Genomic DNA, 23537 nt, shown 5'->3' with positions numbered 1-23537 from the left:
CGCCCTCCGTCCGGACGGAGGGCGGCCGGCGTTCAGGCGGCTTTCAGGCGGCGCGCCGGTGGCGCCCTGCCCGGCCGCCGTCCGCCCGCATCGGGGCGCTGACCTCGTGGAGGAAGACCGCGACCTCGCGGTAGGAAGCGGCGAACCCCAGCTCCCGGTACGGCAGTCCGTGCGCCGCGCAGTACCTCCGTACGATCTTCCGGCACCGGCCGAGGTTGCCCTGCGGCATCGCGGGGAACAGGTGGTGTTCGATCTGGTAGTTCAGGCCGCCGTAGAGGAAGTCGGTCAGGGGCGAGGGACGGACGTTGCGGGACGTCAGCACCTGCCGCTCCAGCCAGTCCAGCGTCTCCTCCTCGCCCTCACGCACCGCCATGCCCTTGTGGTTGGGCGCGAAGACCAGGCCGAGGTACACGCCCGTCAGGGCCTGGTGCACCAGCAGGAACGCCACGGCCGTCAGCGGCGGCAGCACGAGGAACAGCGCGCCCAGGAAGATGACGGCGCGCGCCAGCAGCAGCGAGCCCTCCAGGAGAGGGCGGCGCACCACCCCGCGGACGACCGCCAGCACCGCGGTCTTCTGGATCTTGTACGACTCCAGGACCAGCAGCACGAAGAAGAGCACCGACTGATGGCGCACGATGAACCGCTGCCGCGCGTTCCGGGCCGCGTACTGCTTCTCGTGGAAGACGGCCGTGCGGCGGGCGATGTCGGGGTCGCGGTCGATGTGGTTGGGGTGGCTGTGGTGGCGGTTGTGGTGCCCCACCCACCAGCCGTAACTGATGCCGCTGACGAGGTTCAGATGGATCAGCCCCACGGCCGTGGCCGCGCGCTTGTCCCGGAACATCGCCTTGTGGCCCGCGTCGTGGCCCATGAAGGCGCACTGCACCGTGCACAGCGCCAGGTACGCGGCGACCGCCAGCTGCCACCAGGAGTCGCCGAGGAGGAGGAACGCCGCCAGCCCGGCGCCGCACAGGGCGACGTTCAGCGCCAGCCGCCAGGCGTAGTAGCCGGGCCGCAGCGCGAGCAGTCCCGCGTCCTTGACCTCGTGGAAGAGCGCGGTGAACGGTGCGCCGGAGAGCGCGTCGGAACGGTACGGGGTTGCGTGGGTCATGCCGGATGGCCTCCTGGGAAGTCGGTGGCGGCGTGCGGCTACAGCGCGTTGGCCGCCCGGAAGACATGGGTCAGCGACCTGAGGGAGGCCCGCCCGCGGAAGGCGATGTACTCCGGAATCACCGTGTCCGGCGCCCACTTCTCCTTGTAGGCGAGCTGGCTGCGCGCGGGATAGACGGCCTCGCCGCGCTCCCACAGCTTCCCGACCAGCCACCGGAACGCCGGGCTGTGACCGGGCACCTCGTACGAGGGGTCGAGCCCGGTGAACGGGGTGAAGCCGAAGTGCAGCCATCGGGAGCCCTCGCCGCGGAACACCTCGATCGCATGGCTGTTGAGGGCCTCCGCCACCCCCGGCGGCGCGTCGGGGCGGCGCCGGCTCAGGTCGTGCAGCCAGCCGGACCGGCTGCCGTAGACGGGCGAGTACGAGATGTACCCGGCCAGTTCGCCGCCGATCAGCCCGATGAACAGCCGGCGGTGCCGCTGGGCCGTGCCTCCGTGCTGTCCCACCAGGAACTCCAGCGGCTTGGCGTGCTTCCCCTTGCCCGCGAGCCAGCGCGCGTCCAGCTCCCGCAGCGCGTCGGCCCACTTCTCCGCCGGGGCCTCCTCCACGGTCAGGCCGCTGCGCAGCGACCGCGAGATCTTGTTGCGCAGGCTGACGAAGCGGGAACCGCGCAGGCCGAAATCGGCGAGGTCCACCGCGTAGGACGCGCCGATCTGGTTGACGGTGAACCCCAGTTCCGCGTAGCGCACGGCGTCGGCCGGCTGGAGCTGGATGCCGACCAGCCGCAGCCGGTGCTGCCGCGCGTGGGCGACGAAGGCGCCGAGCAGCCGCGCGTAGTCCTCGGCGGGCGCGAAAGGCCCGCCGAACTGGACCAGGCAGCGCCCCGAACGCCGGTAGACGATCACGCCTTCCGTATCCGGCGAAGTGAAGTGGCTGTTTCCCTCGTTGAGTGCGAGAAATGCGCTCGGATTGGCGGATTGCGTATAGGTACTGATGGCCTGGTGAGCGAGCGTGTCCGAGGCCGGTTCGGTGGTCATGCGTCCATTCCTCCGAGCATGCGCAGTGGACGGGCCGACGTCCGAGTAGAGCAGTGCGGACTCCACCGGGACAAGTAATTCCCGGGACGGAGAACGGAAATTGAGCTGCCGTCAGTGCGGTGTCAGGGGAATATCAGGAATCGGTCAGAGAGCGGTCAGGAATCGGTCAGTGCGCTGCGTCAGGCTCCTTTCCGTGAATCCCTCTCCCTGCCCGTCCCGCGCCCTCGTCGTGGCCAATCCGGCGGCCGGCGGCTACTCCGCAGAGCTGGCCGGGCGGGTCGCCGCCCGCTGCCGAGAACGGCTCGGCTCGGTGACGGTGCACCGCACCACCGGACGGGGCGACGCCACCGCCGCCGTCCGCCGTGAGCTGGGTGACGGGCCCGCCGCGGGCAGTCCGTACCTGGTGGTGGCGGTGGGCGGCGACGGCACCGTGCACGAGACGGCCGAGGGTCTGCGCGGTCTCGGCGGCGGAACCGAGGCCGCGCTGCTCATGATCCCCGGCGGCAGTGCCAACTCCGGCTACCGCATGTTCTGGGACGACCGCCCCTGGGAGGACGCGCTGTCCATGGTGCTCGGCGGTCGTGCGACGGTACGCCGCGTCGACCTCGCGCGGCTCGCCGAGGCCGCGGCCCACGTCCTGCTCGGCTCCTGCACGGGGCTGGGCGCCCAGATCCTGGCGGCGCTCCGCACGGCACGGCACGACGGTACGGCGAGCGACACCACGGCAGGGGGCGCAGCGGCCGGGACGACCGGCACCGCGACCGGCAGGACGGCCGGTACGACGCCCGACGCGGGCCGCGCCCGCTACGCGCGCCTGCTCACCGAGGCCGCCGCCGGCTACCGCCCCTACCCGGGCCGGGTCACCGTCGACGGCACCGTACTGGCCGAGGGCCCCACCGTCCTGGCGGCCGTCGGCGGCGGGCGCTACCGCGCCGGGCAGTACCTCCTGCTGCCCCGCTCCGAAGTGGACGACGGACTCCTGGACGTCTGCGTCGTCGGCGGCCGGACCGACCCGGCCCTGCTGCCCGTACTCGCCCGCGACGCCCGCCACCTGGACCTGCCGGACACGGCGTACGGCCGCGGGCGGCGCATCGTCCTGGAACGGCTGGACGGCGAGGACCTCGTCCTGGAACACGACGGCGAGCTGTTGGACGGGACCGGCACCACCGCCACCTTCGACGTGCTGCCGGGAGCCCTGCCGGTGTGGGCCGCGCCCCACGGACAGCGGGGGAACAGGTGAACCCGGAAATGGCCGGTAAGAGCATGCCGGCAGACGCCGCCGAAGGGTGCGCGCCCCTCTTCGAAGAGCTCGGCGGCTGGGCCGCGCGGCTGACCCCCGACGCGGTACCCGTACGGGTGCTGCGCCGCGCCGCCAGCCAGGTGCTGTCCCAGCTCGGCGCCGTCCGCGCGGGCGCGGCGGATCCGCTCGGCCGGCGGCTCACCGCCGCCTTCGGCCCACCGCGGCAGAGCGATCCGCGGCAGGCGGCGAGCGTCCTCGCCGGTCTCGGCTCGTTCCTGAACCTCGACGACACCGCCTACGCCGGGCACCTGTCCAACTCCACCGTCGCGGTGCCTCTCGCCTTCGCCCGCGCCTTGGAGCTGGACGGGCCCGCGCTGCTCACCGCGGTGGTCGCGGCCAACGAATGCGCGGCCCGGATCACCGCCGCCGCGACGCTCGGCCCGCTGCGCGGCCAGACCGCGCTGCACGCGCACCTCGCGGGCGCGGTCGCCGGACGGCTGCACTGCGAGCGCGCCCCGGCCGCACGGTGGACGGCCGCGCTCGGCCTCGCGTACGCACAGCCGCCCTGGCCGCTGCTGCGCGCCTTCCTCGCCAGCGACGCGCGCATCCTGAACGCCTTCGGGCCGGTGCGCACCGCCATGGACGCCTGCGACGCGGCCGCCGCCGGGCTCACCGGCGCCTCCGACCTGCTGGAGCACCCGGACGGGTTCCTGCGCCGGTTCGCGACCGTGCCGCTGCCCGAGGCGGTCACGGCGGGGCTGGGCACGCGCTGGCACACCGAGACGTTCTCATACAAGCTGCACCCGGGCGGGCCCGGCATCGACGCGGCCGTGGACTGCGCCCTGGACCTCCACCGTGACCTGGGCGCCCCGGACTCGGCGGACCTCGCTGCCGTCCTCGACGACGTCCTCGTCGAGGCCTCGCTCTACACGGTCCTCGCCGCCGAGCGGGCCCGCCGCTATCTCGACGGACCCGAACGCCCCCTCGGCGCCCTGGTCCTGGACATCGGCCACCCCGTGGCCACCGCGCTGCTCACCGGACGGCTCACCGTCGCCGACCTCGGCCCGCGGGCCGCCGACGACCCGGTACGCCGCGCGGTGGCCGCGAAGGTACGGCTGCGCCACGACCCCGCCCTCACACGCGAACTCCTCGCATCCGAAGCACCGTTCGGCGAAGCACTGCGTCAGGCGGGCCCGGCGGCGGCGCCCTGGCTGCGGGAGTTCGGCGGCGCCGACCTCGTCCGGCTGGCCGGCGAACAGACCCCGCCCGCCGCCGACTTCACCGAGTCCGCCAAGGCCACCGGCGCCCGGGTGACCGTCCGCCTCACCGACGGCCGCACCGCCGTCCGCGAACTGCTGATCCCGTACGGCGCCGCGGGCCCGCACACCCGCGCGCACCACGCCGAGCTGGTACGCGCCAAGTTCCGTGCGCTCGGCGGACCGGCCGGCGTCGCCGACGCACTGGACCGGCTGCCGGCGATGGACGCGGCCGAACTCCGCGCATGGACCGAGGCGGCGCTGCGCCCCGCGGCGGATCAGGCAGCCGTCAGCGATCCGTCAGGAGCCCGTGCCACTGTGACAGCGCATTCCCACCGGCAGCCGGACGGGCACCGCACGCGGGCCTGCGGGCCCGTCCGGCGCACCGGTCCGGCCGACGACATCGAGGAGCAACGCCCGTGAGCGCTCCGGCGGAACCCGGCACCGGTACGGACGCGGAGATCCTCCGCCTGTACCGGAACCACCTGAGCAAGGGCCGCGCGACCGTGGCCGAGCTGTTCGGCGGCCGGATGGAGGTCGCCTCCTCCGGCGCCTGGCTGACGACCAGCGACGGCGAACGCCATCTCAACTGCGGCGGCTACGGCGTGTTCCTGATGGGCGCCCGGCACCCCGCCGTCATGGCGGAGGTACGCCGCCAGCTGGAGGTGCACCCGGTCGCCACCCGCATCCTTCTGGAACCGGCCGTGGCCCGCGCCGCCGAGGCGCTGACCGCGGTCACCCCGCCGGGCCTGGACCGCGTGCACTTCTCGCTCTCCGGCACCGAGGCGGTCGAGACCGCGCTGAAACTGGCCCGCGCCAACGGCAGGCGGAAGGTGGTCGCCACGCACCTGGGCTACCACGGCAAGACCCTCGGCGCCCTGTCGGTCTCCGGCAAGGACGTCTACCAGCGGCCGTTCCGGCCCCTGCTGGACGGCGTCACCCACATCCCGTACGGGGACGCCGAGCTGCTGGAGAAGGAGCTGGCCGCGAGCCCCGGCGAGGTCTGCGTGATCGTCGAGCCGGTACAGGGCGAAGGCGGCGTGATCATCCCGCCGGACGACTACCTGCGGCGGGTGGCCGGACTCTGCGAGGAGCACGGCGGGTTCTTCGTCCTGGACGAGGTGCAGACCGGCATGGGCCGGCTCGGCACGTGGTGGGGCGCCGACGCCGCAGGGGTGGTGCCGGACGTGCTGGTCGCCGGCAAGGCGCTGGGCGGCGGCGTCGTCCCGGTCTCCGCGGCGATCGCCACCCGCGAGGCATTCCGGCCCTTCGACAAGGACCCCTACCTCCACACCGGCACCTTCTCCGGAGCCCCGCTCCTCATGGCCGCCGTCCAGGGCGCGATCCGCGCCGTGCGGGAGGACGACCTCGTCCCGCGCGCCGCCGAGCTGGGCGCCAGGCTGCTGCCGGGGATCGCCGAGATCGCCGCACGCACCATCCCCGACCTGGTCACCGAGGTACGTGGCCGCGGGCTGCTCATCGGCGTGGAGCTGGTGGAGGAGGGTCTCGCCGGCGAGCTGCTGATCGAACTCTTCAACCACGGGGTGGTGGCCAACCACTCGATGAACGGCGGCAACGTGGTGCGGTTCACCCCGCCCGCCGTGCTCACCGACGCGGACGTGGAGCATCTGCTGACCGCCTTCGAAGCGGCCACCCGCGACCTGGTCGAGCACGCCGCCCGGATGCCGGAAGGCGGTAGCTGACATGCGGCACGTGACGGTGGACGCGCTGATCCCCGACGTCCCTGCGGAGGCCGTCTTCGACGCGGTACTCCACTTCGAACGCTACCCGGACCTGACCCCGCACGTGCGCGCGGCCGTGGTGCACGAAGGGCCACCGCAGCCACGGGGCAGCTCCAGTTGGGAGCTGTACTTCCGCAGCGGCCTGCTGCGCTGGACGGAGTGCGAGACCTACGACCGGGAGCGGCTGCACATCGCCTTCCGGCAGACCGACGGCGACTTCGACGCGCTGTCCGGCACCTGGCTGCTGCGCCAGGAGGGCCCGGACTGCGTCCTGCGCTTCGACGCCGACTTCTGCTTCGGCATCCCCAGCATGGCGGGCATCCTCGACCCGATCGCCGCGCGTGTCATCGAGGAGACCATCGCCTGGGCCGTCACCGGCATGTTCGCCGGCGTCCGGCTCGGCACGGCGCCCCCGAAGGACGCCGCGCACGACGGCGCCCAGCGGCTCGGCGCGGGGGAGTGAGCGGTGGACGCGGCCAACCCCTTCGAGACCCGGACCACCTTCCGGCTGCACCGCGCCGAGTACCTGGCCGGGCTCGCCGTGACGATCGTCCTGATCGTGCTGCACTTCGACGAGATCCGCTGGCTCCCGGCACTCCTGCTGTTCGCCTACATCGACGTCATCGGCTATCTGCCCGGCGCCCTCGCCTACCGCCGCAGCCCCGACAAACGCATCCCCAAGGTCTACTACGTCCTCTACAACACCATGCACAGCCTGATCACGGCGGGCGCCGTCGCCGCGCTGTGGTGCTGGCTGGTGCGCCCCGAGTGGGCCCTGCTGGCGCTGCCGCTCCACCTGTGCGGCGACCGCGGCCTGTTCGGCAACTTCCTCAAGCCCTTCTCCCTGCACTTCGAACCCGAGCCCGAGCCGCTCTACCGACGGCTGGCCGACGCCCTGCGGCCCCGCGGCACGGGCGCCAGGGTGCCGACGCCCCTCGCCGTGCGGGCCCCGTCCGGCGGGCCGGTCCGCACCCACCACAGGAGGACACCCAGCGATGACTGACGCCACACCCGCAGCGGACTGGGACGCGGCGCCCGGGCTCCTCGACGGGGCCAAGACCCTCGACCTGACCGCGGAACAGTGCGACCTCGCCTACTGGCTCTCCCACGTCGCCCAGGGCACCCTGCGCGGCCGCGCGGTCACCGGGCACGCCGACGAAGCACCGGTACCCGCGTACATGAAGGAGCCCGGCCCGCTGCGCGAGGCCCTGATCCTCGAACTCGGCTTCCGCTCGGTGGCCGAGGAGATGGCCACCCGGGCGCTGGGGTACTACGTCGCGCACGCCCCCGGCATCGCGGAGCTGGAGTTCTACGCCACGCAGCTGCTGGACGAGGCCCGGCACGCCCGGGTGTTCCGCGAACACCTCGTGGAACTGGGCCTGCCCGCGCGGACGTTGGTACAGGACATCCACGAGAGGGCCGCCGACTACCGCAGCCGGGTGCTGCGGCCCATCGAGGAGTACTGCCTGGAGATCGTCCGAGACCGGGCCGACTTCGTGGGCGGCGTGGCCGTGTTCACCATCATCGTCGAAGGCGTCCTCGCGCCCGCCGCCGAGCTGAGCGAACGCAAGTGGGACCCGCTGGACCCGGCCGCCGGGGAGATCTCCCGCGGCGCGGCGATCGACGAGATCCGCCACCTGACCGTCGGCAGCTCGATCCTCCGCGACCATCTCGTGGCCCACCCCGAATACCGGCCGCGGCTGCTGGACATCCTGCGCGACGGCCGGAAGCTCTGGGACGAGCTGCCCGACAGCGAGTACGTCCTCGCCCGCGAGGAGCTGTTCCAGGAAGGCATGCGGCAACACGCCGACGTGGTGGGGGAGTACGAGATCTGGCCCGGCCGCCGGATGCTCGACACCACGCCCGAGGAGCGGTACGCCATGGCCGGGCAGTGGACGGACGAGATGGCCGGAGTGCGCCTGGTCCACATGGGACTGCCGGAGGCCGTCGCCGTGCTCGGCGGGGAGGACCGCGGGGGCCGCGATGAGGGATGACCGGCGGCGCCACCGGCCGGGCGCGGCCCCGGCGGCCGTCGTGGCCGGAGTGGGCGGCCACCTGCCGCCCGACGTGGTGACCAACGACGACCTGAGCGCCCGGCTGGACACCTCCGACGACTGGATCCGCGCCCGGACCGGCATCTCGGTACGTCATGTCGCGTCGCCCGGCACGGCGACGTCGGACCTGGCGGTGGCGGCGGGGCGCCGTGCGTTGCGCTCGGCCGGCTCGCCCAGGGTGGACGCGGTACTGGTGGCGACCATGACCCCGGACCACCCGTCGCCGGCCACCGCGCCGGAGGTCGCCACGCGCCTGGGCCTCGGGGACGTCGCGGCGTTCGACCTCGGCGCGATGTGCGCCGGCTTCGTCTACGGGCTCGGCGTCGCCTCCGGACTGATAGCGGGGCGGGCCGCCGAACGGGTCCTGCTGATCGGCGCCGAGGTGATGACCAGCGTCGTCGACCCGCAGGACCGCTCCGTGGCGGTGCTCTTCGCCGACGGCGCCGGCGCGGTCGTGCTGCGCGCGGGCACGCCGGACGAGCCGGGCGCGATCGGCCGCGTCGTCCTCGGCAGCGACGGTGCCCGCGGCGAACTGCTGAAGATCTCCGGCGGTGGCTCCAGGGAGCGGCGGAGCGGCCGGCCGCCCGTACCGGGCGGGGAGTATCTGCGGATGCGCGGCCGGGAGATCTTCCGGCAGGCGGTGGAGCGGATGACGGACTCCTCGCGCGCCGCGCTGGAGGACGCGGGCTGGAAGAGCGGCGACGTCGACGGGCTCGTGGCGCACCAGGCCAACGCCCGCATCCTGGCCGCGCTCGGCGCCGAACTCGACATCCCCGCCGAGCGGCAGCTCTCCAACATCGCCCACACCGGCAACACCGGCGCCGCGTCCATCCCGCTGCTGCTCGCCGAGGCCGCCGGGACCGGCCGGCTCGCGCCCGGCCACCGGCTGCTGCTGACCAGCTTCGGCGGCGGCCTCGCCTGGGGCGCGACGACCTTGGTGTGGCCGGACGTGACACCCGGGCACTGACGCCGCCGTACGTACCGACGGCTCCCCGCGCACCGATGCCGGGCCAGCACCGTCCCCCGCCCCGCCACCCGCCCACGACCGTCGAGGAGCGACCATGTTCGAGCAGCTCAAGGAGATCCTGGCCGGCAAGCTCCAGGTGCCGGCCGACCTCATCACCATGGAGGCCACGCCCGAAGCCATCGAGCTGGACTCCCTGGCCGCCGTCGAGCTCTCCCTCGTCCTGGACAAGGAGTTCGGCATCAAGATCAGCGACGATGCGCTGTCCGAGGCGGCCACCGTCGGCGACATCGTCCGGCTCATGGAGGAGCGGGGGGCGACGCTCTGATGCCCGGCGCCGAAGCGGCCGTCACCGGCATCGGACTCGTCTCCCCGGCGGGCATCGGCACCGAAGCGAACTGGGAGACGGTGTGCGCCCCGAAGCCCGCCGCCGCCCTGGACCCGGAGCTGGACGGCGTACCGGTACGGCTCTCCTGCCGCGTCCCCGGCTTCGACGCGGCCGCGCTCCTCGGGGCGCGCCGTGCGCACCGCCTGGACCGTTGCGTGCAGTTCGCGCTGGTGGCGGCGCGCGAAGCCCTCGCCGACGCCGGCCTGGACCCGGCGGCCTGGAGCGGTGCCCGGGTCGGCGTGGTGCTCGGTTGCGGCCTCGGCGGAGCCGGCACCGCCGAGCGCGAGCACCAGGTGCTGCGGGCGGAGGGCGCGCAGTGGGTCTCGCCCCTGCTGCTGGCCATGCAGCCGGCCGGCATGCTCGCCGGACAGGTGGCCATCGAGTGCGGCGCCCGCGGCCCCAACCTCGTGGTCAGCACCGCCTGCACCTCCGGCGCGGCGGCGATCGGCGTGGCCAGGGACCTGCTGGCGCTCGGCCGCTGCGACATCGTGGTGACCGGTGGTGCCGAGGCGCCGGTCACTCCGCTCACCGTCGCCGGGTTCGCGCAGATGGGAGCCCTCTCGCAGCGTCATGACGATCCCGCGGCGGCCTCCCGCCCCTTCGACGCCGACCGGGACGGCTTCGTGGCGGGGGAGGGCGCGGGGGTGCTGGTCCTGGAGCGCCCCGAGCACGCGCGGGCCCGCGGGGCACGCGTCCGCGCCCGCGTCGTCGGACACGGCGGTTCCGCCGACGCCCACCACATCACGGCCCCGCACCCCGAAGGGCGTGGGACCGAGGCGGCGATGCGGGCGGCGCTCGCCGATGCCGGCGCGTCCCCGGAGGACGTGGCACACGTCAACGCCCATGGCACCTCGACCCCGTTGAACGACCTGGCGGAGGCCGGCGTGATCCGCCGCGTCCTGCCCGGCGGCCCGCTGGTCACCTCGACCAAGGGGGTCACGGGGCATCTGATCGGCGCGGCCGGCGCGGTGGAGGCCGCGTACACCGTGCTGGCGGTGGAGCGCGGCCTGGTACCGCCGACCGCCAACCTCGACCGGCCGGAACCCGGCGTGGACCTCGACCTGGCCACCGCCCCCGTCCACCGCCGTATCGGCCTCGCCCTCAGCCATTCCATCGGCTTCGGCGGCCAGAACGCCGTACTGGCGGTGGCTCCCGCCTAGGCGAGGGGGCGGTCCGGGTGCCGTCCGGACCGCCGCGCCCTACAACGCGGGCACGTCCTCCTGACGCAGGATCGCCCGTTCCAGCGCGCGCAGCTCCCGGCCCGGTTCGAGGCCCAGCTCCGCGGCGAGGTGGCGACGGGCCCGCCGGTACGAGGCCAGCGCCTCCGCCTGCCGTCCGGACCGGTACAGCGCCGTCATCAGGTAGCCGCTCAGCCGCTCGTTCAGCGGATGCTCGCCCACCAGGCCGGTCAGCTCGTGCACCAGCGCCCGGTGCCGGCCCAGCCGCAGTTCCAGCTCGATCCGCTTCTCGGCGGCCGCGATCCGCTCCTCCGCCAGCTGGGTGGCCGCCCTGCCCATCGCGTCTCCCGCGAGGCCGGACAGCGCGGGCCCGCGCCACAGGCCCAGCGCGTCCCGGTACAGCCCGGCGGCCTGCTCCGGCCGGTCCTGCGCGGCGGCCAGGTCGGCGGCCGTGACCTGCTCCCGGAAGAGCGTCACGTCCAGGTCACCGGGCTCGGTGCGCAGCACGTAGCCGTACGTCCGGGTCTCGATCCCGCGGTCGTCGTCCACCGCGTCGGCGAGCCTGTGCCGCAGCTGCGAGATGCAGATGTGGACCTGGCTGCGGGCGGTGGGCGGCGGCTGCTCGCCCCACACGGCCTCGATCAGAGCCGCCACCGGTACCACCCGGTCGGCACTGAGCAGCAGCGTGGCCAGGATCAGCTTCTGCCGGGTCGCCCGCAGTGGCAGTGGGCATGGCCCCCGGCCCACCTCCAGTGGCCCGAGAAGGCGGAAGAGCGGCTGGGCGTCGGGGCGGGGACGAGGGTCGGAACGGGGCATGAACCTTCTCCGTGCAAGAGAGTGTGGGGGCGCCGTGCTTCCGGACCGTGCGCACACTAGGCGCATCGCCGATTCCTGCTCAAGCCGGGTGATTCGGTGCGGGGGAACATGAGCCAACCTCGGTACCAAGGATCGCGTGCGGCGCGCGCGGCCCCGTGCCGACGGGTGCCGGACCGTAGGGCCGGGCGCGCGTCAGGCGGCTGTCAGCGCACCGTCAGCGGCCGCCCGCACAATGGCGCGGACCACGGGACGACCAGGGAAGCGAGGCCGCGGTGCGACTGCCCGCCGAGGACGAACTCCGCCGGGAGCGTGCCGGCTTCCTCCACACGCTCCAGAGCCTGACCGACGCCGAGTTCGAAGGCGCCAGGACCCTGTGCCACGGCTGGGCGCCGCGGGACGTACTGGCCCATGTGACCGGCACGGACCGGCTCGGCGACTACCTCGCCAAGGGGATGTGGATCGACCGGGCCAACTCCGCGCAGGTGCGCAGGGGCCGGACCATGAGCCGCGCGGAGCTGATGGCGGCCGGGCGGCGCTGGGCCGACCGCCCCTCGCTCTTCGGGCGCTGTGCCGCCGCGTTCCTCATCGGCGACACGGCCGTCCACCACCAGGACGTGCTGCGCGGGCTGGGCCGTAGCCGCCGCCTGCCGCGCGCCGTCGAACGCGCCGTCTTCCAGGAAGGCGTCCTGCTCAGCTTCGAACACAGTCGCCGCCTGCTGCGGTACCGCGTGGTGCCCACCACCGCCGGCCTGCCGGCACTCGGCCGCGGAACGGAGGTGCGGGGTACGGCGGAAGCGCTCGGCATGTGGCTGGGCGGGCGGGACGAGGTGGCCGTCGAGCTTCGATTCGCGTCCTGATAAGACGCGTTCACGAAGGGGCGAGGCTGTTTCCGACCGCCGGACGTTACGATCTGACCGTCCCGTGCCCCTTCGTCGGCCGTCCGACGCGGACGGCCGCCCGGTGACGAAGCCCTGGAACCTGGAGTCTGGAGCCCGAGCCATGACCACCCGGCCCGCGTACACCACCGACCAGCTGCTGGAATCCATGCCGCTCGCCGTCACCCTGGGCGTCCGCATCGACACGGCCGAACCCGCCGCCGTCGAAGGGCACCTGGACCACTCGGCCGCGCTGACGACGCTCGGCGGCGCCCTGCACGGCGGCGCGCTGATGGCCCTGGCCGACTCCGTCGGCGCGGTCTGCGCCTTCCTCAACCTGCCGCCGGACACCATCACCACGACGCTGGAGTCCAAGACCAACTTCCTGCGCGCCGTGCGCGACGGCTCGGTCCGGGCGACGGCGCGCCCGCTGCACACCGGCCGGACCAGCATCGTCGTGGAGACCGATCTGCACGACGACCGCGGCCGGCACATCGCCCGGACCACTCAGACGCAGGCGGTGCTCCCGGCCCGGCCCACCGCCTGACCCGGCGTCACGCCCGGCACCGGGCCCGGATCACGGTCGCCGGTACGTCAGCCGTACCCACGGATCGTCGAGGGCCTCGGTCAGCCAGTCCAGCGGGTCCCGGCCGGTGCGGACCGGATTGACCAGCCGGCCCACGCCGTCGACGGCGATGTCCACCAGGTCGCCGGCGCGCAGGGTGAAGTCCAGCTCCGGCACGATGCCCGTACCGGTGGAGAGCACCGCGCCGTCGGGGAACGGCTGGCCGTGGAAGAGATGGCGTACGAGGCCCTGCGGGTCGCGGTGGAAGGCGGCGGTGGAGGTGGTGGCCTCGTAGGCGGCGCCGCCGTCCCGGGACACGGTCATCGTGATCTTCAGGGCCGACGGGTCGCCGATCTCCCAGGCCGGCACGATGCCCGCCGAGAGCGCCGTACTGCCGGCATAGACCTTGGCCTGGGGGAGGTAGAGCGGGTTCTCGCCCTCGATCGAGCGGGAGCTGACGTCGTCGGCGACCAGGTAACCCACCGTCTCGGCATACCGGTTGAGGACGAGCGCCAGCTCCGGCTCGGGAACGTTCAGCGCCGAGTCGTCCCGCACCGCGATCGGTTCGCTGTCGGTCACCACGCGCCACGGCACGGACTTGAAGAACAGCTCGGGGCGCTCGGCGTCGTAGATCCGCTCGTACACCGACTGCTCGGTGCTCTCCGCGATCCGTGCCTCCCGCGACCGCTCGTACGTCACACCGGCCGCCCACACCTCCGTCAGCCCATCGACCGGCGGCAGGAGCAGGACCTCCGTCTCGGTGGTGTCCGGCTCGCGCGCCGCCGTCTCCTCGGCCAGCGCCCTCAGTTCGGCGGTGGTACGGCGCAGCAGCCGGGCGATCTGCGGCGTACCGGGGAAGACGCGGATCGCGCCGCCGTCGTCCGCGAGTCCGGTGCGGACCACGCCAGTGGTGTCAGCGAAGCGCACGATGCGGGTCATCGGTGATCTCCTCCTTCTCGGTCTGCGGGTGTGTGGCGGGGGAGGCGCGGAGGCCGGCCCAGCGGAAGCCGGTGACGACCACCGCGCCGGCGGCGACGATCAGGGTGATGGCGTAGAGGCCGTTGGTGCCGGAGCCGGTGGCCGACTCGGTGACGCCCATGACGTACGGGCCGAGGAAGCCGCCGAGGTTGCCGAAGCCGGAGATCAGCGCGATCGTGCCGGCCATCTGTACGCCGGTGAGGATCGTCGGCGGCACGGTCCAGAACACCGGCTGGGCGCCGAGGAAGCCGAACGCGGCCACGCACAGGGCCAGCACCGCCGGGACCGGCGGCAGCAGCGCCCCGCCGACGAGGCCCACCGCGGTGAGCAGCAGGGCGAGGCGGAGCGGGCCGCGCCGGTTGCCGCTGCGGTCCGAGAGCCAGGGCAGGACCAGCACGCCCAGCAGCGCGCACACCCAGGGCAGGGCCGAGACGAAGCCGATGCCGACGTCGTCCAGGCCGTGGATCCGGCCGACCAGCGCGGGCAGCCAGAAGGTGACCCCGTAGACGCCGATCTGGATCGCGAAGTACACGAACATCAGGCGCAGTACGCGGCTGTCGCCGACGATCTCGCGGATCCGGCGGGGCGGGCGCGCGTCCTCGGCCGGGCGGTCCGCCTCGATCCGCGCGGCCAGCAGCGCCTTCTCCTCGTCGGTCAGCCAGCGCGCGTCCTCGGGGCGGTCGGTGAGCAGCCACGGCACGGCGAGCGCCAGCAGCACGGTCGGCGCGCCCTCCAGCAGGAACATCCACTGCCAGCCGTCCAGTCCCGCCAGGCCGTGCAGCCCGATGAGGTAACCGCCCACCGGATTGCCGATGATGCTGGAGACGGCCACGGCGGACTGGAACATGCCGGTCGCCTTCCCCCGGTCGGCCGCCGGGAACCAGTACGTGAGATAGAGGATCACGCCGGGGAAGAAGCCGGCCTCGGCGGCGCCGAGCAGGAAGCGCAGCACGTAGAAGCCGGTCGGGCTGCTGGTCAGTGCCATCGCGCAGGAGAGCAGTCCCCAGACGAACATCAGCGCGGCGAGCCAGCGGCGGGCGCCCCAGCGGTGCAGCACCAGGTTCGAGGGCACACCGAGGAGGGCGTAGCCGACGAAGAAGACGCCGGCGCCGAAGCCGTACGCGGCCGCGTCGATCCCGGCGTCGGTGGCCAGGTGCGTCTTGACGAGCGCGACGTTCGTGCGGTCGAGGAAGCTGAGCACGAACATCAGGAAGAGGGGTGGGAGCAGGCGCCTGGACACTTTCCGGCGCACGGTGTCCGCGTTCATCTGACCTCCTGCGGGAGACATCTGACCGCTGGACCGTACGAGTCGTGTGCTCGTCCGGCAATACTCCGTGCACGGGCAATTTTTCTCGATGGAATGTCTGGCCGACGATGCAGACATCTGACATCTTGGTCGCGCTGCGCCGCAGCGCCCCTCACCCGACGCACCCGTACAGGAGTGAGCGCCGATGACCGCCCGTATCGTCGACGTCGAGACGATCGACGTCCGTTTCCCCACCTCGCGGCAGCTCGACGGCTCGGACGCCATGAACGAGGCCCCCGACTACTCGGCTGCGTACGTCGTCCTGAAGACCGAGGGGGCCGACGCCCCCGAGGGCCACGGCTTCACCTTCACCATCGGCCGCGGCAACGACCTCGCCGTCCACGCCGCCCGCGCGATCGGCGAGCGGGCCGTCGGCCTGACGGTCCAGGAGATCACCGGCGACCTCGGCGGCTTCTCCCGCCACCTGCTCGGCGACAGCCAACTGCGCTGGCTCGGACCCGACAAGGGCGCCATCCACCTCGGCGCCGCCGCCGTCGTCAACGCCGGCTGGGACCTGGCCGCGAAGCGGGCCGGCAAGCCCGTCTGGAAACTGCTCGCCGACATGACGCCCCGGCAGATCGTCGACCTGGTGGACTGGCGGTACCTCAAGGACGCGCTCACCCCCGAGGACGCGCTGGCCATGCTGGAGGAGAAGGCCGCCGGGCGGGCCGCACGCGAGCGGTACGTCCGGGAGCACGGCTACCCCGCCTACACCACCAGCGCCGGCTGGCTCGGCTACGACGACGCCAAGCTCGCCCGGCTCTGCCAGGAGGCCGTCGACGCGGGCTGGGACTCCGTCAAGCTCAAGGTCGGCGCCGACCTCCGGGACGACATCCGGCGCTGCCGCATCGCCCGCGACATCATCGGGCCCGACCGCCGCCTGATGATCGACGCCAACCAGACCCTCGGCGTCGACGAGGCGATCGCCTGGGCCAAGGCCCTCGCCGAGTTCGACATCTGGTGGTTCGAGGAGCCCACCAGCCCCGACGACGTCCTCGGCCACGCCGCCATCGCCCGGCAGATCGGCCCCACCCACGTCGCCACCGGCGAACACGCCCACAACGCCGTGATGTTCAAGCAGTTCCTCCAGGCCGACGCCATCGGCATCTGCCAGATCGACGCCTGCCGGCTCGGCGGCGTCAACGAGGCGGTCGCAGCGCTGCTGCTGGCCGCGGCGCACGGCGTACCGGTCTGCCCGCACGCCGGCGGCGTCGGCCTGTGCGAACTGGTCCAGCACCTCTCGGTCTTCGACTACATCGCGGTCAGCGGCTCCATGGAGAACCGCGTCATCGAGTACGTCGACCACCTCCACGAGCACTTCCACGACCCGGTACGCATCCGCGGCTCGCGCTACCTCGTCCCCGAAGCGCCCGGCTACAGCGCACGGATCCGGCGCGAGACGCTGGACGCCCACCGCTACCCGGACGGCCCGGTCTGGCACGGCGGCGGCCGGGTGGCATCCTGACGTCCATGCCCACCAAGAAAGAGCGGCCGGGCCGCGCCGACGGGGCCGGCGGCGGCAGCGTCGTCGACGAGGCGATCGGCCGGCTGCGCAAGCGCATCGAGAGCGGCGAGTTCGCGCCCGGCCACCGCCTCCCCCCGGAGGCGGTGCTCGCCGCCGAGCTGGAGCTGTCCCGCCCCTCGCTCCGCGAGGCGGTCCGGGCACTGGCCATGGCGGGGGTGCTGGACGTACGGCGCGGGGACGGCACCTTCGTCACCGACCTGCACCCCGAGCGGCTGCTCAGCGCGCTCGGCAGCTTCCTGGACCTGGCCCAGGACACCGGGCTGGAAGAGATGCTGGAGTGCCGCAAGGTCCTGGAGCCCGGCGCCACCGCGCTGGCCGCCACCCGCATCGACGACGCCGCGCTGGACGGGCTGCTGGAGCGCATCGAACGGATGCGGACGCTGCAGGACCCGGAGGAACTGGTCCGCGAGGACCTCGCCTTCCACGCGGACATCGTCGCCGCGACCGGCAACCGCACGCTGACGTCGCTGGTCTCCTCCGTCACCCAGCGCACCGCCAGGGCCCGCATCTGGCGTGCCCTGGTCAAGTCGGACGTCCTCTCCTGGACCCATCAGCAGCACATGGACATCTACGCCGCGCTGCGCTCCCGCGACAGCCTGGCCGCCTTCACCGCGGCCGGCCGCCACGTGGGCGACGTGGAACGGTGGGTCCGCGCACGCCTGGACCCGCTCCGCGGACGCACGGAGCGGGCCGAGGAGGGCCGCTGACGGACGTACCGGCCTCCGGCAGGCGCACGGAGGCCGGTACGCGCGCCACTCACTCGCCCCGCGGCCAGTAGTCCAGGTCGCCGCCCCGCCACTCGATGAGCGCGGGATCGGCCAGCGGGATCTCCTCGGCATCGGACACCCCGGCCCGGCGCAGGAACTCCGCGACGTCCCCGCGGCCGTGGGCGAGCCCCACGATCTGGCCGTGAATGGTCACCCGCCGCCCACCGGCGGCGGGCGGATACACGATCACCGGTGGATGTGTGGTCATACCCCCAGGCTGTCCTCCCGCCGCCCGCCGCGCATCCCGAAGCCCCGAATCCGCTCGTGACGATGGCGGCAGGCGGATTCCGGTACGTGCTCCGGACGGCGTCACGCGCGGTCGAGGCCGGACCGGCGGGCGGCTACCATCGGCGCATTCGTGGCTGTCGCCGGGAGGAAGAGGAAGAGATGGGCCTGTTCCGCCGCGGACCGAAGAGGGATCCGCGCGACACCCCGCGCGACGCGGAGTTCGGATTCTTCTCCGAGCGGGAGGGCGGGATCTTCCGCGGCCAGGTGCGGACGGCCTTCGCCGAGCAGGGCCTGGAAGTGACCGTGTACGCCGGTATGGTCGCCGACTCGTCCGGCCGGCAGTTCGGCCTGGGCAACCTCGCCGCCGTCTGCCACCGCGACCGGCGCGGCGAGCGCGCCTGGCCCGCACTCGTCCGGGACCACGTCGGCAAGGTCCTCCGTACGATGGACGGCCCCCAGCCGCTGGAGACGCTGCCCGAGGACGAGATCCGGGCCCGGCTCTACCCGCGCGTCGTCGCCGAGGACTCCCTGCCCGCCTCCGAATCCTTCCGGTACGCCCGGCCGCTCGCCCCCGGCCTGCGCGAGGTGCTCGCGCTCGACCTCCCCGAAGCGGTGCAGATGCTCGGCGAGGACTCGCTGCTGGACATCGGGGACCTCGCCGAGCTGCGTATCCGCGCGCTGAACAACCTGCGGGCGCTGCCCGTCGAGGGGCACGAGACGGTCCGCCGGGGCGACGGCTCGAACTTCGAAGTGGTGCTCGGCGACTCCTTCTTCACCGCCAGCCGGGTGCTGGTCCTCGACGAGCTGGCGGAGCGGCTGACCGGCGCGCCGCTGACCCCGGACGGCGCGCTGGTGGCGCTGCCCTTCCGGCACCAGCTGGCCTTCCACCGGATCCACGACGCCCAGGTCATCCCGGCGCTCCAGGCGATGGCGCAGTTCGCGGCGGCCGGGCACGAGGACTCGGCGGGCGCGATCACCCCGAATGTGTTCTGGTGGCGGCGGGGCACGATGACCCGGCTGAGTGAACCGGACGGGGACGGGCTGCGGGTCATCGTCGACGAGGATTTCCAGACCATGCTGGACCGTCTGGTCCAGGACGAGGCGTAGAAGTCGCGACCGGCTTCCGGCCCGGGGCCGCGGGCATTGGTGAGGCCCCGCACACGGGGGATGATGCGGGGCCTCACTCGGTACAACGGGCGGGCCCATCAAGAGGTTCCGCCTTTCCCGAAGTTTTCGCGAATAAATCCACGGGGTGCCCGGCAGGGCGGGCGGAAGCGTGCATACCCGGAGATAATTCCTCGGGGGGATGCGGGGACAGGTCCGATCCCAGGGAGCGACAGTGATCCGTGTTCTTCTCGTCGAGGAAAACGGGCTCATGCGCGGAGCGCTCGCCGCACTCCTGACCCGCGAAGCGGACATCGAGGTCGTCGCGCAGGCCGACGGCGACGGCCAGGTCCTGGCCCGGGCCCTGACCTACCGCCCCGACGTGGTCGTCATCGACGTCGACGGCCACCAGGACGAGGTGCTCGCCGCCGCCGGCACGCTGTGCGAGCGGCTCCCCGAATGCCGGACGCTGCTGGTCGCCGGGACGCCGACGCTGGAGCGGCTGCGCAGCGTACTGGCCCTGCGGCCGCCGGGTCTCGTCTGCAAGGACGCGCCCTCGGACCGGCTCGTCGAGGGCATCCGCAAGGTGGTCGGCGGCCACCGCTACATTGACCCCGAGCTGGCGCTGCTGGTGCTCGACGCGGCGCAGGACCCGCTGACGCCGCGGGAGCGGGAGGTCCTGCGGCTCGCCGCGGCCGGCACCCCCGGGCGGGAGATCGCGGACCTGCTGTCGCTGTCCGTCGGCACGATCCGCAACCACCTCTCGGCGATCACTCGCAAGGTCGGGGCGCGGAACCGGATCGACGCGATCCGGATCGCCCGGGAGTCGGGCTGGCTCTGAGCCCCGGGCCCCCGCCCCCGTCCTCCCAGTGCCCCACCAGGTCCCGGTAGAGCGCCGACCCCGCCATCAGCTCCTCGTGCGTGCCGAGCGCGGCCCGCTTCCCGTCCAGCACCATCACCCGGTCGGCCCGCAGCGCCGAACTGATCCGGTGCGCGCACACGATCAGCGTCCCCGGGCGGCGGGCGAACGCCTCCTCCGCACGCGCCTCGGCTGCCGGGTCGAGATGGCAGGTCGCCTCGTCCAGCAGGACCAGCTCCGCAGGCGGCAGATAGGAGCGCACGAGAGCCACCAGCTGGCGTTCCCCCGCCGACAGCCGCTGCCCGTCCACGGCCGTTTCGTAGCCGCCCAGCCGGTCCACCAGCGGCCGGGCGCCGACCTCGGCCACCGCCTCGTCCACCGCCGCCACCGGGACGTCCGGCGCCAGGTAGGTGAGGTTCTCCCAGAGCGTCCCCGCGAACACGTACGCCTCCTGCGGGATCAGCACCCGGTGCCGGGCCGTCCCCCCGTCCAGGGACCCGACCGGTACGCCGCCCAACCGGACACCGCCGGACCGGGGCGTGAGCACCCCGGCCACCAGCGCGGTGAACGTCGACTTCCCCGCCCCGCTCGGCCCCACGACGGCCAGATGCTCGCCCGGCCGCAGCGCGAGATCGAGCCCGTCGATCACCGGTTCGGCGGACCGCGCGTAGCCGAACGTGACGCCGCGCAGCTCCACCCCCGCGTCCCGCGGGTGTCCGGGCACCCGGCCGGCACCGGACCCGGCCCGCTGCCCCTCGGCCACCTCCGCGACCCGGCCGAGCGTCACCAGCAGCCACAACCCACTGTCGCCGACCCCCGAGACGAGCTCCTGCAACGAGGGCTGGAGCCCCTGCGACACGTACGTCACCGCACCCAGCACCGCACCCGCCGTCACCCCCCGCTGCACCAGCCACGGCGCGCCCGCCAGCACGAGGACGAGCGGCAGCCAGCCGCCGACCGCCAGCGAAGCGGTCCGCACCGCCGTCATCCGGGCCAGCGCCCGGGTGGCCCGCGCCGAGGCGTCGATGTCCCGTCCCGCGCGCTCCCGTACGACGTCCTCGGCGCCGCACGCCACCACGTCCCGCAGCCCGCCGGTCACCTCGCTCGCGGTCCCGGCGACGCGCTCGTCCGCCAGCGCCACGTCCCGCTGGCGCGCGGCCATCGCCCGCAGCGCCCCCGCGAACAGCCCGAGCCCCACGAGGAGCGGCGGCAGCACGAACAGCAGAAGCGCGGGGTCCAGGGTGGCCAGGCCCAGCAGCGCCCCCACCGCGGAGGCGGCGAACCCCTGCACGAACATCACCACCGCCGCGTACGCCTCACGGGCGATCTCCACCTGCTCGGTCAGCCGTGCCACGCCGCCGGTGTCGGCCGGCCGGTCGGCCCGCCGCGCCGACCGGCGCAGCGTGCCGGACGCGACCATCGTGACCAGCTCGTCCCGGAGCGGCTCGACGACCGCCGCGAGCCCGAGCGTCGCGTGCCGCGTCGCCCACGCGCCGATCCCGGCCGCCACCGCCAGCACCCCCAGCCAGGCGAAGCCCGTTCCGGCCCGGCCGGCGAGGAAGCCGTCGTCCACCGCGTGGGCGACGACCCACCCCGAGAGGAACGCCGGCACGGCCTGGATCAGCGACCACCCGGCGAGCCGTACGAACTCCCGGCGCCGGCGTCGCAGCGACGACCGCAGCAGCCCGGCCGCGCCCGTCACGCCGCGCCCCCGGTCTGCCTGCCTCCGGTCCTCGTGCCCCCGGATTTCGCTGCCACCTCGGGGCCCACGGGCGGGTCAGGGCGGAACGCCGCCCGGTACTCCGGCCGCGACCACAGCTCGCGGTGGGTGCCCTGCCCGCGTACGCCGCCGCCGTCCAGCCACACCACCCGGTCGGCCCGGGCGGCGGTGGACGCGCGGTGGGTCACGACGAGCCGGGTGCGGCCCGCCAGGGCGCCGGTGAGGACCTGGCTGACGTGGTGCTCGGTCACGGTGTCCAGGCTGGCGGCCACATCGTCCAGTACCAGCACCCGACCGGCCTGCACGAATGCCCGGGCCAGCCCGACGCGCTGCACCTCGCCGCCGGAGAGCGGGGCGTCCGCCGGACAGGTCCGGTACCCCTGGGGCAGCCGGCGGATGAAGGCATCGGCCCGCGCCGCCGCGGCCTGCCGCGCCACCTCCTCGGCACAGGCCGGCCGCGGCCCCATGCCGATGGCGTCGGCGAACGTCTCGCCGAGCAGCACCGGACGCTCGAAGCCGTACGCCACGGCGCCGCGCAGCGCGGGCCTGCCGAGGTGGGGCAGCGGCACGCCGTCCAGCAGCACCTCGCCCTCGTCCGGGTCGGTGAGCCGCCCGGCCAGCGCCGCGAGCAGGGACTTCCCCGACCCGGAGCGGCCCACGACCGCGACCAGGGTCCCGCCGGGGACGGTCAGCCACACGTCCTCCAGGACGGTGCCGCCGGGGCCGCGCCCGTCGCCGCCCGGTCCCCGCACGGTGACGCCACGGAACTCCAGCGTCCCGGGCCCGTCGGGCAGACGCGTGCCGCCGTACGGCACCGGGGGCTCGGCGAGCACCTCGGCGACCCGGCCCGCGGTGGCGCGGGCCATCGCCAGCCGGCTCGCCGACGACACCAGCGCGCTGATCCCGGTGGCCAGCACCACGTACTCGCCCGCCGCGAGCACCTGACCGGGCGTGATGCGGCCGCGGGCCAGCTCCAGGCCGGCGACCGCGAGCACGGCGACCTCCAGCAGCGGGATGACCAGGGCCTCCCGCGCCGAGACCCGCGCGAGGGCCCGCCACATCCCGGCGCCGTGCCGGCGCAGCTCCGGCAGCGGCCCGAGGACCCGGCCCACCTCGCGGTCCACGGTCCCGGCCGCGGTGATCGTGCGGATCCCGGTCAGGGCATCGACGAGCCGGGCGGCCACCCGGCCCTGGGCGGCGTAGTAGCGCTCGTTGATGTCGGAGGCGTCGCGCACGAACGTCCGCACCAGGGACAGCACGACGGGCAGCCCCACGAGGAAGGTGAGGCACAGCCAGGGGTCGATGAGGGCCAGCGCGACGACCGCGCCGACCGGCGGCACCAGGTCCAGCACGGCCCACACCAGCGTCGACGCCACCTGACCGGTCCGCGCGGAGTTGCCCACCAGCCGGCTGACCAGGTCCCCGGCCGTGAAGCGGCGGGTGGCGCGGGTGCCCAGGTCCAGGACGTGCTGGAGGAGGGTGTGCCGGAGCCAGGCCGTGGCACGCGCCTCGGCCAGCTTGCCCACGAGGTCGTCCAGCAGGTCGCACACCATGAGGACGGCGATCGCCGCGATGCTGAGGGTGAGCCAGCCGGTGGCGTGGCCGCCGGCGAGCACGGCGTCGACGGTGCGGCCCATGAGGGCGGGCAGCACGGTGTACACACCGGCGAGCAGCAGGGAGGTGGCCAGCATGGCGGGCACCCAGGGCCCGCCCCGCCGCGCTGCCGCCAGCAGCAGGCGGTCCGCGGCGTGTCGGTCCATGGCCCACTCCCGGTTCCGGATACGCGAAGGGGCGGGGACGTGTTGGCACGTCCTCGCCCCGCCGGTC

The 23537-nt window shown here is 74.0% G+C and carries 23 protein-coding genes; 15 read left to right on the top strand and 8 right to left on the bottom strand.

Going from position 1 to position 23537, the window contains the following annotated elements; translation table 11 throughout:
• Positions 1 to 43: 43 nt before the first annotated feature.
• Together ACZ6WH_RS13625 and ACZ6WH_RS13620 are read right to left on the bottom strand one after the other, a co-directional pair.
• Entirely contained in the window at positions 44 to 1108 is a 1065-nt protein-coding gene (locus tag ACZ6WH_RS13625) for a fatty acid desaturase family protein (protein ID WP_469728241.1), read from the bottom strand.
• 38 nt (positions 1109 to 1146) lie between these two features.
• On the bottom strand, positions 1147 to 2145 hold the full coding sequence (locus tag ACZ6WH_RS13620; protein ID WP_469728239.1) for a bifunctional lysylphosphatidylglycerol flippase/synthetase MprF: 999 nt from the start codon (positions 2143 to 2145) through the stop codon (positions 1147 to 1149).
• A 193-nt stretch (positions 2146 to 2338) separates the two neighbouring features.
• Here ACZ6WH_RS13620 and ACZ6WH_RS13615 point away from each other — a divergent pair, with 193 nt between their 5' ends.
• The 9 genes from ACZ6WH_RS13615 (at position 2339) to ACZ6WH_RS13575 (ending at position 10949) form a co-directional block, all read left to right on the top strand.
• The gene (locus ACZ6WH_RS13615) at positions 2339 to 3385 is read left to right on the top strand and encodes a diacylglycerol/lipid kinase family protein (protein WP_469728237.1); all 1047 of its coding nucleotides are present in this window, start codon (positions 2339 to 2341) and stop codon (positions 3383 to 3385) included.
• 8 nt (positions 3386 to 3393) lie between these two features.
• Entirely contained in the window at positions 3394 to 5064 is a 1671-nt protein-coding gene (locus ACZ6WH_RS13610; RefSeq protein ID WP_469728235.1) for an MmgE/PrpD family protein, read from the top strand.
• Complete coding sequence (locus ACZ6WH_RS13605; protein WP_469728233.1) at positions 5061 to 6344, top strand: aspartate aminotransferase family protein; 1284 nt, start codon at positions 5061 to 5063, stop codon at positions 6342 to 6344. Before ACZ6WH_RS13610 ends, ACZ6WH_RS13605 begins: the two co-directional genes overlap by 4 nt.
• Before the next feature lies 1 nt (position 6345).
• A complete protein-coding gene (locus tag ACZ6WH_RS13600; protein ID WP_469728231.1) occupies positions 6346 to 6846 on the top strand; it encodes a type II toxin-antitoxin system RatA family toxin in 501 nt (166 codons plus the stop codon).
• 3 nt (positions 6847 to 6849) lie between these two features.
• Positions 6850 to 7386, top strand: a complete 537-nt coding sequence (locus ACZ6WH_RS13595; protein ID WP_469728229.1) for a hypothetical protein — start codon at positions 6850 to 6852, stop codon at positions 7384 to 7386.
• Positions 7379 to 8377, top strand: a complete 999-nt coding sequence (locus tag ACZ6WH_RS13590; protein WP_469728228.1) for a ferritin family protein — start codon at positions 7379 to 7381, stop codon at positions 8375 to 8377. The genes ACZ6WH_RS13595 and ACZ6WH_RS13590 overlap by 8 nt, the downstream gene beginning before the upstream one ends.
• The gene (locus tag ACZ6WH_RS13585) at positions 8367 to 9404 is read left to right on the top strand and encodes a beta-ketoacyl-ACP synthase III (protein ID WP_469728226.1); all 1038 of its coding nucleotides are present in this window, start codon (positions 8367 to 8369) and stop codon (positions 9402 to 9404) included. Before ACZ6WH_RS13590 ends, ACZ6WH_RS13585 begins: the two co-directional genes overlap by 11 nt.
• Positions 9405 to 9498: 94 nt before the next feature.
• Complete coding sequence (locus tag ACZ6WH_RS13580) at positions 9499 to 9729, top strand: acyl carrier protein (protein WP_432861894.1); 231 nt, start codon at positions 9499 to 9501, stop codon at positions 9727 to 9729.
• Positions 9729 to 10949, top strand: coding sequence for a beta-ketoacyl-[acyl-carrier-protein] synthase family protein (locus ACZ6WH_RS13575; protein WP_469728224.1), 1221 nt, complete (start codon positions 9729 to 9731; stop codon positions 10947 to 10949). Before ACZ6WH_RS13580 ends, ACZ6WH_RS13575 begins: the two co-directional genes overlap by 1 nt.
• A 39-nt stretch (positions 10950 to 10988) precedes the next feature.
• Here ACZ6WH_RS13575 and ACZ6WH_RS13570 read toward each other — a convergent pair whose 3' ends face one another.
• Positions 10989 to 11783 carry an AfsR/SARP family transcriptional regulator gene (locus tag ACZ6WH_RS13570; protein WP_469728222.1) on the bottom strand — a complete coding sequence of 265 codons (795 nt, stop codon included), beginning with the start codon at positions 11781 to 11783 and terminating at the stop codon, positions 10989 to 10991.
• 272 nt (positions 11784 to 12055) lie between these two features.
• On the opposite strand from ACZ6WH_RS13570, the gene ACZ6WH_RS13565 reads away from it, so the two are divergent.
• Together ACZ6WH_RS13565 and ACZ6WH_RS13560 are read left to right on the top strand one after the other, a co-directional pair.
• Entirely contained in the window at positions 12056 to 12640 is a 585-nt protein-coding gene (locus ACZ6WH_RS13565; protein ID WP_469728220.1) for a maleylpyruvate isomerase family mycothiol-dependent enzyme, read from the top strand.
• 142 nt (positions 12641 to 12782) lie between these two features.
• Entirely contained in the window at positions 12783 to 13205 is a 423-nt protein-coding gene (locus ACZ6WH_RS13560; RefSeq protein WP_469728218.1) for a PaaI family thioesterase, read from the top strand.
• A gap of 30 nt (positions 13206 to 13235) precedes the next feature.
• Here the strand turns inward: ACZ6WH_RS13560 and ACZ6WH_RS13555 are convergent, their stop codons facing one another.
• Both ACZ6WH_RS13555 and ACZ6WH_RS13550 read right to left on the bottom strand, forming a co-directional pair.
• A complete protein-coding gene (locus ACZ6WH_RS13555; RefSeq protein WP_469728216.1) occupies positions 13236 to 14162 on the bottom strand; it encodes a fumarylacetoacetate hydrolase family protein in 927 nt (308 codons plus the stop codon).
• Positions 14137 to 15468, bottom strand: a complete 1332-nt coding sequence (locus tag ACZ6WH_RS13550) for an MFS transporter (RefSeq protein ID WP_469728214.1) — start codon at positions 15466 to 15468, stop codon at positions 14137 to 14139. The genes ACZ6WH_RS13555 and ACZ6WH_RS13550 overlap by 26 nt, the downstream gene beginning before the upstream one ends.
• 184 nt (positions 15469 to 15652) lie before the next feature.
• Between ACZ6WH_RS13550 and ACZ6WH_RS13545 the strand changes: the two genes are divergently transcribed.
• Both ACZ6WH_RS13545 and ACZ6WH_RS13540 read left to right on the top strand, forming a co-directional pair.
• Positions 15653 to 16972: an enolase C-terminal domain-like protein gene (locus tag ACZ6WH_RS13545; RefSeq protein WP_469728213.1), complete on the top strand. Its 1320-nt coding sequence runs from the start codon at positions 15653 to 15655 to the stop codon at positions 16970 to 16972.
• Between the two features lie 5 nt (positions 16973 to 16977).
• Positions 16978 to 17739 (top strand): FadR/GntR family transcriptional regulator, encoded by a 762-nt coding sequence (locus tag ACZ6WH_RS13540; protein ID WP_432861917.1) that lies wholly within the window; start codon positions 16978 to 16980, stop codon positions 17737 to 17739.
• Positions 17740 to 17788: 49 nt separating this feature from the next.
• Here ACZ6WH_RS13540 and ACZ6WH_RS13535 read toward each other — a convergent pair whose 3' ends face one another.
• On the bottom strand, positions 17789 to 18007 hold the full coding sequence (locus ACZ6WH_RS13535; RefSeq protein ID WP_361561581.1) for a hypothetical protein: 219 nt from the start codon (positions 18005 to 18007) through the stop codon (positions 17789 to 17791).
• 179 nt (positions 18008 to 18186) lie between these two features.
• Here ACZ6WH_RS13535 and ACZ6WH_RS13530 point away from each other — a divergent pair, with 179 nt between their 5' ends.
• Both ACZ6WH_RS13530 and ACZ6WH_RS13525 read left to right on the top strand, forming a co-directional pair.
• Positions 18187 to 19134, top strand: a complete 948-nt coding sequence (locus tag ACZ6WH_RS13530) for a DUF1444 domain-containing protein (RefSeq protein WP_469728211.1) — start codon at positions 18187 to 18189, stop codon at positions 19132 to 19134.
• 232 nt (positions 19135 to 19366) lie between these two features.
• Positions 19367 to 19972: a response regulator transcription factor gene (locus ACZ6WH_RS13525; protein ID WP_469728209.1), complete on the top strand. Its 606-nt coding sequence runs from the start codon at positions 19367 to 19369 to the stop codon at positions 19970 to 19972.
• On the opposite strand, the gene ACZ6WH_RS13520 is transcribed toward ACZ6WH_RS13525, so the two are convergent.
• Together ACZ6WH_RS13520 and ACZ6WH_RS13515 are read right to left on the bottom strand one after the other, a co-directional pair.
• Complete coding sequence (locus tag ACZ6WH_RS13520) at positions 19902 to 21692, bottom strand: ATP-binding cassette domain-containing protein (RefSeq protein WP_469728208.1); 1791 nt, start codon at positions 21690 to 21692, stop codon at positions 19902 to 19904. The two genes, ACZ6WH_RS13525 and ACZ6WH_RS13520, sit on opposite strands and share 71 nt — an antisense overlap.
• A complete protein-coding gene (locus tag ACZ6WH_RS13515) occupies positions 21689 to 23470 on the bottom strand; it encodes an ABC transporter ATP-binding protein (protein ID WP_469728206.1) in 1782 nt (593 codons plus the stop codon). The genes ACZ6WH_RS13520 and ACZ6WH_RS13515 overlap by 4 nt, the downstream gene beginning before the upstream one ends.
• Positions 23471 to 23537 lie beyond the last annotated feature (67 nt).

Source organism: Streptomyces sp. NPDC050806, from assembly GCF_055586425.1.
Note: the sequence above shows the minus strand (reverse complement) of the source record. Positions and strands in the feature narration are given on the sequence as shown.